General features: G+C 45.3%; 12 protein-coding genes and 2 pseudogenes. 1 reads left to right on the top strand and 13 read right to left on the bottom strand.

Features of this window, described 5'->3' with window-relative positions:
- From AC0IYG_RS10200 to AC0IYG_RS10150, 11 genes and pseudogenes are all read right to left on the bottom strand, one after another.
- Positions 1 to 652: beta-ketoacyl-[acyl-carrier-protein] synthase family protein (locus AC0IYG_RS10200; RefSeq protein WP_471710982.1), on the bottom strand; the 652-nt coding region annotated here is incomplete at its 3' end.
- Positions 653 to 764: 112 nt separating this feature from the next.
- Positions 765 to 1,001, bottom strand: a complete 237-nt coding sequence (locus tag AC0IYG_RS10195; RefSeq protein ID WP_471710976.1) for a DUF2798 domain-containing protein — start codon at positions 999 to 1,001, stop codon at positions 765 to 767.
- A gap of 167 nt (positions 1,002 to 1,168) precedes the next feature.
- A complete protein-coding gene (locus AC0IYG_RS10190) occupies positions 1,169 to 1,381 on the bottom strand; it encodes an SDR family NAD(P)-dependent oxidoreductase (RefSeq protein ID WP_471710975.1) in 213 nt (70 codons plus the stop codon).
- The gene (locus AC0IYG_RS10185; RefSeq protein WP_471710974.1) at positions 1,353 to 1,790 is read right to left on the bottom strand and encodes an SDR family NAD(P)-dependent oxidoreductase; all 438 of its coding nucleotides are present in this window, start codon (positions 1,788 to 1,790) and stop codon (positions 1,353 to 1,355) included. Before AC0IYG_RS10185 ends, AC0IYG_RS10190 begins: the two co-directional genes overlap by 29 nt.
- Before the next feature lie 67 nt (positions 1,791 to 1,857).
- The gene (locus AC0IYG_RS10180) at positions 1,858 to 2,442 is read right to left on the bottom strand and encodes a TetR/AcrR family transcriptional regulator (protein ID WP_471710973.1); all 585 of its coding nucleotides are present in this window, start codon (positions 2,440 to 2,442) and stop codon (positions 1,858 to 1,860) included.
- A 146-nt stretch (positions 2,443 to 2,588) separates the two neighbouring features.
- A pseudogene (locus tag AC0IYG_RS10175) lies at positions 2,589 to 3,862 on the bottom strand (PQQ-dependent sugar dehydrogenase).
- Positions 3,863 to 3,950: 88 nt separating this feature from the next.
- A complete protein-coding gene (locus tag AC0IYG_RS10170) occupies positions 3,951 to 4,073 on the bottom strand; it encodes a hypothetical protein (protein ID WP_471710981.1) in 123 nt (40 codons plus the stop codon).
- A 22-nt stretch (positions 4,074 to 4,095) separates the two neighbouring features.
- The gene (locus AC0IYG_RS10165; RefSeq protein ID WP_471710980.1) at positions 4,096 to 4,347 is read right to left on the bottom strand and encodes a DUF2911 domain-containing protein; all 252 of its coding nucleotides are present in this window, start codon (positions 4,345 to 4,347) and stop codon (positions 4,096 to 4,098) included.
- 321 nt (positions 4,348 to 4,668) lie between these two features.
- Positions 4,669 to 5,010, bottom strand: a complete 342-nt coding sequence (locus AC0IYG_RS10160) for a hypothetical protein (RefSeq protein ID WP_471710972.1) — start codon at positions 5,008 to 5,010, stop codon at positions 4,669 to 4,671.
- Positions 5,001 to 5,462 (bottom strand): serine hydrolase, encoded by a 462-nt coding sequence (locus AC0IYG_RS10155; protein WP_471710971.1) that lies wholly within the window; start codon positions 5,460 to 5,462, stop codon positions 5,001 to 5,003. The genes AC0IYG_RS10160 and AC0IYG_RS10155 overlap by 10 nt, the downstream gene beginning before the upstream one ends.
- Positions 5,463 to 5,509: 47 nt before the next feature.
- Positions 5,510 to 6,148, bottom strand: a complete 639-nt coding sequence (locus AC0IYG_RS10150) for a serine hydrolase domain-containing protein (RefSeq protein WP_471710970.1) — start codon at positions 6,146 to 6,148, stop codon at positions 5,510 to 5,512.
- 141 nt (positions 6,149 to 6,289) lie between these two features.
- Here AC0IYG_RS10150 and AC0IYG_RS10145 point away from each other — a divergent pair.
- A pseudogene (locus tag AC0IYG_RS10145) lies at positions 6,290 to 7,425 on the top strand (DEAD/DEAH box helicase).
- 12 nt (positions 7,426 to 7,437) lie between these two features.
- Here AC0IYG_RS10145 and AC0IYG_RS10140 read toward each other — a convergent pair.
- Together AC0IYG_RS10140 and AC0IYG_RS10135 are read right to left on the bottom strand one after the other, a co-directional pair.
- Positions 7,438 to 8,406, bottom strand: coding sequence for a sialidase family protein (locus tag AC0IYG_RS10140; protein WP_471710969.1), 969 nt, complete (start codon positions 8,404 to 8,406; stop codon positions 7,438 to 7,440).
- On the bottom strand, positions 8,396 to 8,548 hold the full coding sequence (locus tag AC0IYG_RS10135; RefSeq protein ID WP_471710968.1) for a hypothetical protein: 153 nt from the start codon (positions 8,546 to 8,548) through the stop codon (positions 8,396 to 8,398). Before AC0IYG_RS10135 ends, AC0IYG_RS10140 begins: the two co-directional genes overlap by 11 nt.
- Positions 8,549 to 8,592: the final 44 nt, after the last annotated feature.

The raw sequence follows: 8,592 nt of genomic DNA, 5'->3' as shown, positions 1-8,592 counted from the left end.
ATCGTTTTGCTGCGCCTTCGCCCATGACAAAACCATCGCGGTCTTTATCAAACGGACGTGATGCTTTTTCAGGCGCGTCGTTTCTTTTGGAAAGTGCTTGTGCAGCACCGAAACCGCCTAATGCTGAGTAAATGATGGCTGCTTCCGATCCGCCTGCAACCATGATCTTGGCTTTGCCCATTTTAATTGTATCAAATGCGCTGATCACGGCTGTGTTCGAAGATGCGCAAGCTGAAACCGTGCAATAATTAGGGCCATGCAATTTGTGGCGGATTGAAATAACGCCCGCTGCAATGTCCACGATCATTTTTGGGATAAAAAACGGACTGAAACGTGGCACTCCTCCGCCTGCAATGGGGAATTCAAGCAATTGATCTTCAAAAGTGCCCATTCCACCATTTCCAGCGGCCCAGATCACGCCCATATCATAGCGATCCTCAATGTCAATGGTGCTGAAATCAAGACCTGCATCTTTAATTGCCGTATCCGAAGCGACAATTGCGTATTGCGTATGCAGATCGTATTTTTTTAATTCTTTTTTGTCGATAAATTCCTCCGGATGAAAGTCACGAACTTCACATCCGAATTGCGTCTTAAACTTCGAAACGTCCATTTTCGTAATGGTAGCAGCACCGCTTTTACCATTTACAATATTTTCCCAAAATTCGTCGACCGAATTTCCGAGCGGAGAGATATAACCCCCAAACCAGTAACTACAACTCTTTTCATAAACAATTTTTGAATTTTTTCGACGACATCAGGAATTAATCGTCAAACTCCTGAGTCACTGCATCTTTAAATAACCCTTCCACCAGTTTTTGAACCACCGGACCGACCATCAGGATCACCGGAATGACGATCACATAGGCCATAATCCAGGATTTCAGCCAAATCACCAAAAAATTGGCAACAAATCCAATATTTATAGAAATCAAACTGAAGGAAATTATACCCGTCGTAATGACTCCCATGACGACTGCGAAAGCAATTTTTTTCTTCATCTTTTACGTTTGTCAAAATTGACGATTGTTACTGGCAGACACTTATATTTCCTGGTTCATTGCCAAAAACGCCTGCTCGGGCGATTGCAGCGACAATGCATACAATTGTGCGGGTTTGTCCGACGTGGACCTCGAATGTGTCGTTTTCAAATGCGGTAAGCAGGTCGTCAGCAACTTGTTTTGGCGGAATGCCGTTTTGCTCCGCCGATATCTTGTGAAAAGTCTGTGTTCACCAATGGCGGCATCAGTTCAAAAACTTTGATCGCAGTCGATTTTGCCAAAGTGTGACGCAGTGACTGGGTGTAAGAATGCAATGCGGCCTTGCTCGCGGAATAAGTTGCGATAATGTGGTTAGGCGCAAAAACGGCAATGCTCGACACATTCACAATTTGCCGCATCAGCCTGCTGACTAAGCAGCAGCGTTAATTTTTGAGTTAAACCAATGACTGACAAATAGTTGGTCACGATTTCGTCTTCGGCAATTTCGTAAGCATCCTTTTCTCCATTCAGGTTATAAGTCTCCGCCCTTCCAGCATTGTTGATGACCACATTCAGTTTGGGAAAATCATTTTTCAATTTTGCAACCAGCTTTTCCACGTCCTCCTTGTTTGAAACATCGCTTACAATTGCAGTCGTATTTTTCAATTTGGCTGCCGCATTTTGCAGGCGTTCCTCGTTTCTGCCTGTGATAATAATGTCATTTCCGTTTTCCGAAAAGACTTGTGCAATGGCGAAGCCAATTCCTGCACTCCCGCCGGTGATCAAAATTGTATTTCCAGTAGTTTTCATTTCTCTTTTGTTAATCAACATGAATATATAATATACCGATCGGTATATTTATGGGTAAAAAAATATGCTATAACTCGTCTATCAGTTTTTTCACTGCTTTCATAATGGTTTTTCTGTATTGCAGTTTGCCGGTCACCTTACTGATCATAATCCCGCCTTCAACCAATGCAATCAATGTAATGGCAGCTTCATCGGGATCAACCGACGCGCTCAACTCATTATTTGCAACGCCCTTTTTGATGAGATTTTCAATTTTGTTTTTCCAAACGGATATGGCCTCGGCAGCCTTTTGTCTCAGTTCCGGATGTGTATCATCGGCTTCCACGGATGTATTTAAAATAGGGCAGCCGCCTTCGGGAAAAGGATACGTCAGGAAATTTTCGTAGATCTCAACATACACGAGCAGCTTTTCTTTCACAGTCGTCTTGCTGTCCATTCCATGCTGCACTGACGTGAACATTTTCTTCAAATTGAAATCAAATGCGGCAATGGCAACTTCATCTTTATTGCGAAAATTACCGTAGATGCTTCCCTTGGTAAGTCCCGTGGCGGTTATCATGTCATTTATCGAAGTCCCGGAATAGCCTTTTACATTGAAAATCGGAGCCGTTTTTTCAATGATAAATTGCCTGGTTTTTTCTGCCTTGTTCATACGCTTCAACATTAACGGCACAAAAATATACCGATTGGTATATTTATCCTAATATCAAACGATTTATTTTTGCCTGTTATAATCAGAACATAAAAAAGTGGCCTGATTGATCAATCAGGCCACTTTTCTAGACTTAAAAACTATTTTTACTTCGCGGTTACGCGCCAAATTGTATTTCCGGAATCGTCACAGACCAGCATTGATCCGTCCGTCATCACTGTAATTCCAACTGGCCGACCGTACACTTTCTTCTCGCTTTCTACAAAACCAGTAAGAAAATCTTCTGGCTTCCCGGCTGGTTTTCCACTTTTGAAAGGAACAAAAACAACTTTATAACCAGACAGTTTCGCACGATTCCAGGACCCATGCTGCCCGATGAATGCACCATTCTGGTATTTTTCAGGAAATTTCTTTTGATCATAAAATGCAAGGCCTAATGAAGCCGTATGCGATCCAACCGGCACATCGGGCACAATGCTCTTTGCAACCAGATCAGGACGCTCGCCTTTTCTTCTCGGATCTTCGTTTTTACCAAAGTATGCATAAGGCCAGCCATAGAATCCACCTTCTTTTACACTCGTAATGTAGTCAGGCACAAGGTCATCACCCAATTTATCCCTTTCATTTACAGCCGTCCAAAGCGTGTTGGTTCCGGGCGCCCAGTCCATTCCGACCGGATTTCTTAACCCGCTCGCAAAAACCCTTTCACCCGTTCCATCCGGATTAATCTCCAAAATATTAGCCCTCCGTTTTTCTTCATCAATGCCGTGATCCGCCACATTACTAGCCGAGCCGACTGAAATGTAGATTTTCGATCCATCCGCATTGGCTAAAAGGTTACGCGTCCAGTGGTTGTTATATCCGCCTGCGGGCAACTCAACGATTTTTTCGCCTTCGCTGGTAATTTTCGTTTCACCGCCTTTATACGGATATCTGTAAACTCCGTCCGTGTTGGCTACATAGAAATAGTTTTTGAGCACAAGCATACCAAGCGGCTGTTTCAATTTTTCCATGAAAATCTCCTGAATTTCAGCCGTCCCGTCTTCGTTAACGTCCCTTAGCAACGTAATTCTGTCGGCACTTTTCTTTCGTTATTGGATTCAGCGACAAACACATCGCCATTGGGTGCCACGTAAGTCCAGCGTGGATTTTTAAGCTTATCTGCGTATTTCGCAACCGTAAATCCAGCCGGTGCAACAGGCATTTTGCCATCCGGCCAACCCGCTTCTTCGGGCCTGTTCTCGACTGATTCCGAGGCGAACGGTGCTGGCAATGCGAGGCTGTCAGTGGTTGTCACAACGGTGTCACCGGTGGTTTGCAGGCCTTCTTCTTTTTGCTTTTTTGATTCGTCGCTGCTGCATCCGGCAAGGGTAAGCAGCATACTGAGGCAGGGAATTACTAATTTAGCGCTGGTTGTCATAAAGCATTTTTAAATGTAAAAAGCAGATCATCTGATTGTTAAACCAATGATCTGCTTTAAAATAATGATGCCAGTGTGCCCTAAAACCTCAGAAGCTAACGGGAACCTCAACGACCGTAGAAGCCCATCCCATGAACATTTTGGCCGATGTATCTGAGACCTCTTCGAATACGATTGAGAAGTTTTCTATCGGGGCTTCGGCAGCTTTCACAGGAACCGTAACCCTGAGCACGTCATTGCCTTCTTTGTATTTGTAAGCGCCCCGATAAGTCCAGATCCGAGCTCAAAATAACCGTCCATTCTTTCTCACCCGGGATTGTGAATAGAGAATAGGTTCCTGCTTTGATCTTTTTGCCACCAAATGTCGCATCCTGATAAAACTTGACTTCGGTGGACTCATCCGCGCCTGTCCGCCAAACCTTCCCATAAGGCTCCAATTTGCCAAAAATCTCCCTTCCTTTCAGATTAGGACGGCTGTATGACACTTTTACCAATGCTTTTTCGCCATCCTTACGGTCATGTGCGAAGTGGTCTGGGAAATACGCAATATCGCGCTGGACGCTTATCCAGCGGCCTGAATTTCTGTGCCTGCGCAGTCAACGCAAAAAAGAGTAATGTTAAGGAAAGGATAATGTTTTTCTTCATTTGAGAATAAGTTGGTTGGAATGGAAAATGCTTTTAAATTCAATCAGGCGATCATCTTCCCGCTTAGCACTGGCCGCGGGTCTTTGGTTTTTGCCAAGATAGCAAGACTTCGCTTGAATTCTATTTGTACGCAATCTCCTTCGAACTTGCAGGTGACGATTTCATAATGAGCCGTTTCGATGAAGCGCCATGTCATTTCGAATGTGTAATCGTCGACCCAGGTGCCGTTGCACGCAATTTTGGTTCTTCGGATCATTAGGGACTGGCGTCAGCACAAGTTTCAACGGCATTGGCGAAAGATCCGTAAGCCCGATTTTCCAGTTGCCAATTCCATTTACGACCAAGTGTTCACCTTTGTCATCATATAGTCGAAACAGACACCAACCTTTCGCAAATTCAAATGATGCTTTGTTGATTTTGAGATCATTATCAGCAACTTTGAAGCTTTTCCCGGTCAGTTTTGCGATAAATTCAGAAGTCGGTTTTCCGGCAGTCAGCTGCAAGGCGCGGAAAGGGTCGACAATTTCTTTTGCAACTCCCCCAGCACTTCTTTGTCAGCCGCTATGCGATCGGACTTTACGGATGTGAGGATGTGGTTCCAGACGTGGTCCAGAATGGCCTGCATGTCGCCCGTTTCACTGGTTATGGCAACAACCATATCTTCCTTCGGCATTACAATGCAATATTGTCCAAAAGCCCCGTCGCCGCGATAGGCTCCATTGCGGCACCGCCAGAATTGGTAACCATAACCTTGCAGCCAGTCATTTTCCTCAGGCTTCCGCGATCCGCCTTTTGACATGATATGCGAACGTGTGGCCTCTTCAACCCAAGCTTGGGGAAGGATCTGCTTGCCGCCCCACATTCCTTTTTGCAAATATAACTGGCCAAATTTGGCGATATCCTCGGTTTTCACACGTAGTCCCCATCCGCCCGTGTTGATTCCATTCGGGTCCACTTCCCAGTCTGCATCGTCAATGCCGAGCGGCTCGAATAACCTCGGCGTCAGATATTAAGCAATGTCTGGCCGGTCAACTTTTGAATAATGGCCGAAAGCATGTAAGTCGCGGCACTGTTATAGACGAAAAACGAACCGGGTTCGTGCTCAACGGGCAAGGAAAGAAAAGCTTTTACCCAATTTTTCTCTTTTGATTCACGGACCGCACCGGTTGCATCCTTATCATGCCCGGTCGACATGGTTAGCAAGTCCATGACGCGCATGGCGGCCATATTACCACTTACATTTGCCGGCTTATCCTCCGGGAAAAATGACAAAACCTTATCCTCAACAGTCAGTTTTTTCTCAGCAACAGCCAATCCGATTGCCGTGGAAGTAAAACTTTTGCTCAGCGAATAAAGTGTATGCTTCATGTCAGGGCCATATGGTGCCCACCAACCTTCGGCAACAACTTTTCCTTGTCTCAGGATCATTAAGCTGTGCAGATTGAGTTTATCCGCTTCAACTGCATTTGTAAAATCAAGAATATTTTTGGCAGACATGCCTTGCGATTCGGGCGAGCTACGCGGCAATTGGCCGAAACTTAATGATGCTGCCCAGGTTGAAGCAGGAATTGCGCTGATAATGCCGAGCTGCAACGCACCAAATCCGAGTTTTTGTAAAAATTCCCTGCGGTTAGAAGACATATTTTTAAGAAGAATAGAGTTTAGAAGTCACATCACCAGGCGGTCGGAGGCATGCAATGGCCGATATGTCTGCGCGTAATGGTATCTTTGCATTTCATAAAAACTACATTGATCAATTGCCGCACAACATGATGTCTTTCAATCGCTGGCTTGTCCGAACCATTGACCAATTTAACCATTGCTGACAATTATACTCAACCTTACCCAATTCAGCAGGGAAGCTAATTCCGGCTATATTAAAAGGGAAATGATGTGCTGGGCATTGCTAAAACTGGTTCGGGAAAAACCGCAAGCTTTGTTCTGCCGATTCTGGAATTGTTTCAGAGCAAACCGGCTGCTGCAAACCGGCACATTTCTGCATTGATATTGGTGCCAACCAGAGAGCTTGCCGTTCAGATCGCGGTTGTATTTCAGACATTTGGCGAGCGCCTTCCGCGTAAAGTGAAGACATTGGCCGTTTATGGCGGTGTTTCCATTAATCCGCAAATGATCGGACTTCAGGGCGTGGAAATTCTCGTTGCAACGCCGGGACGACTTATTGATCTCTTGTCACATAAAGCCCTTAGCCTTTCAGAAACACAGATTTTGGTGTTGGATGAAGCAGACAAAATGCTGAATCTGGGATTTGCAGAAGAAATGAAGGACATTTTTTTCCTTTTGCCTAAAAAACGCCAGAGCATTCTTTTTTCTGCAACGCTTGGCGATGAAGTTGACCAGATCAACAAAACGCAGCTCAGAAATCCGGTGCGTATTGAGATCGAAGAGGAAGAACAAAACCTTGATTTGATTAAACAGACGGGATATTTTGTTGATCCGGACCGACGCGGGCCCTTATTGCGTTACCTGATCAAAACACAGGAAATGAAGCAAGTGCTGGTGTTTGTTTCTGCGACGCGGACTGCTGATATATTTGGTTGAAAAACTGAATAAGAACGGAATTCAGGCGATGGCCATGCACAGTAAAAAAAGTCAGGGGAGCTAGAACAGAGGCGCTTAACAAGTTCAAATCGGGAAAATTGACTGTTCTTGTGGCCACAGACCTTGTTTCGCGTGGAATCGACATTCAGTTTCTGCCTTATGTGATCAATTTTGAACTGCCGCGCTCACCCAAGGATTACGTGCACAGGATCGGCAGGACTGGCCGGGCAGAGGCGTCTGGCGAGGCCATATCACTCATCTGCCCGGAAGACGTTCACCATTTCAAGATTATTCAGAAAAAAATGGGCAAACGTGTCGAAATGCTTGAATCTTACGATCTGGAATTGATGGGTTACTGATCCGCTTTGGTCTTATCTTTTGCAGCCAGCGCAATGATATCTTTTTTTACTTCCTGTCCAGAAAGCAATTTTCTGGCGGTTAAATGTGTAGGTGACAGCAACCGAGTCACCCCAACTAATGATTGCCGGATAGGAATATTCGTCCTCTTTTTTGCCTGTTGCAATGTCAACTCTGTCCGTCCAGTTCTGGCCATTATCGTAAGACAAGATGAGGGAAAGCGGAGACCTTGAACCCCAATCTTTATCATTTGGATTGTAAGCGAGCACAATGGTGCCGTCGGGTAATTTGGCTGCGTCGATGCCGCTATTCGGGTTTGGCAAGCTGGTTTTCTTGATCGGCGTCCAGGTTTTTCCATAGTCTCCTGAATCACTTCTTCCGATGACGCCGCCCGTTGTCCGAACGAGCATATGCACCAGCCCAGGCTTAGATTCCCACAATGTAGGCTGGATTGCGCCTTTTCCTTTAATCTCTGTCGTGTCAATTTTCAAATACGGACTTGCTTTCCAGGTTTTGCCCTTGTCCGTGCTTCTGTCCACAAAAACCTCCCAGCGATTTACTTCATTAGATGCGCCAGCGAGCCAGTCACCATTCGAAAGCTCGATCAATTTGTCTTTAACCGGTCCTCTTCCACCCTTATCACCTTTCACCAACTCGTAAGCATCGGACCAGGTTTCACCATTATCGGTCGAGGTTTTCACCCAAGTTTCCCAATACGGGATTTCCTTGCCGACTTTAAAATATAAAATGATCTTCCCATCGGCAGTCTTTTGTAAAACCGGATTCCAATGTGCGTCTTCCCTGATTTTGGCAACTTCTTTCGGAGCGCTCCAGTTACCCGGTTTTCCCTTTGAAACCCAGATGCCTACATCCGGATTCTTCTCTTCCGTCCCGCCAAACCAGGCGATCAAAAACTGACCATCATCAAGTCTTACAAGCGTTGAAGCGTGGCATTCCGCAAAGTCCCGTTTGTCACCAAACACAAATTCCTTTGCCGATGCCAGCGAATGCTTTCAGATCCTGCTCAGTTGCTTCTGAGGTTTTGGAATTACATGAAGTGAGCAGGGTTGAACCCATTATCAGGCCGGTAAATAGACTTACTGAAAGAAATTTGGTGACGCGCATAAGGTTTTCAAAAAAGTGAGATTCGTAAAATGTACCCGAGAAAA

This window comes from Dyadobacter sp. AC419 (assembly GCF_979253085.1).
Note: the sequence above shows the minus strand (reverse complement) of the source record. Positions and strands in the feature narration are given on the sequence as shown.

What these genes read in the sequence shown, in the direction of transcription:
- AC0IYG_RS10135 (WP_471710968.1), bottom strand. Translation starts at nt 8,548, where the DNA reads ATGCGCGTCACCAAATTTCTTTCAGTAAGTCTATTTACCGGCCTGATA.
- AC0IYG_RS10150 (WP_471710970.1), bottom strand. Translation starts at nt 6,148, where the DNA reads ATGTCTTCTAACCGCAGGGAATTTTTACAAAAACTCGGATTTGGTGCG.
- AC0IYG_RS10195 (WP_471710976.1), bottom strand. Translation starts at nt 1,001, where the DNA reads ATGAAGAAAAAAATTGCTTTCGCAGTCGTCATGGGAGTCATTACGACG.
- AC0IYG_RS10180 (WP_471710973.1), bottom strand. Translation starts at nt 2,442, where the DNA reads ATGAACAAGGCAGAAAAAACCAGGCAATTTATCATTGAAAAAACGGCT.
- AC0IYG_RS10185 (WP_471710974.1), bottom strand. Translation starts at nt 1,790, where the DNA reads ATGAAAACTACTGGAAATACAATTTTGATCACCGGCGGGAGTGCAGGA.